This window comes from Pseudoalteromonas sp. S1609, assembly GCF_005887255.1.
GTDB lineage: Bacteria > Pseudomonadota > Gammaproteobacteria > Enterobacterales > Alteromonadaceae > Pseudoalteromonas.
Genome location: NZ_PNDJ01000198.1, coordinates 1 through 710 on the forward strand (window position 1 = coordinate 1; position 710 = coordinate 710).

The following is a 710-nucleotide window of genomic DNA, read 5'->3' on the forward strand; positions in this document are numbered from 1 at the left end:
AACAAGTCACTACTCGCTAAACGTGAACAATTACAAAAGCAGATTGATGACTACCATGTTGCTAATAAAAACGTTGATCAAGCCCAGTACCAAGCCTTTTTAAAAGACATTGGTTATTTAGTTGATGAACCTGAAAACTTTAATATTGAAACCCAAAATGTAGAACCAGAAATAGCGTTGACTGCAGGGCCACAGTTAGTAGTTCCAGTTAGTAATGCCCGCTTTGCTTTAAATGCTGCCAATGCACGCTGGGGTTCACTATACGATGCACTATACGGTACAGACGTACTCAGTGAGGAAGATGGTGCAGAGAAAGGGACTCAATACAACCCAGTGCGCGGCTTTAAAGTAATGGCCTACGCCAGACAATTTTTAGATAAGGCGCTACCCCTTGAAAATGGCTCGCACATCGAAAGTACTAATTATTCAATCGTGGATGGCGCACTTGCAATTACATTACGTGACAGCTCGCACACTACACTTAAAAACCCTGAACAACTCGTTGGCTATCAAGGTGAGGCACAAAACCCAAGTGTTATTTTACTTAAAAACAATGGATTACATGTTGAGCTGCAAATAGACCACCATCACCCTATTGGCCAAGCAGATAAAGCTGGGCTAAAAGATGTGGTACTTGAAGCAGCGCTGACCACCATTATGGACTGTGAAGACTCAGTTGCCGCAGTTGATGCCGAAGATAAAGTGCAAGT

The 710-nt window shown here is 42.7% G+C and carries 1 pseudogene; it reads left to right on the forward strand.

Features of this window, described 5'->3' with window-relative positions:
- Positions 1-710 (forward strand): annotated as a pseudogene (locus tag CWB76_RS19410) (malate synthase G); the annotation flags it as partial.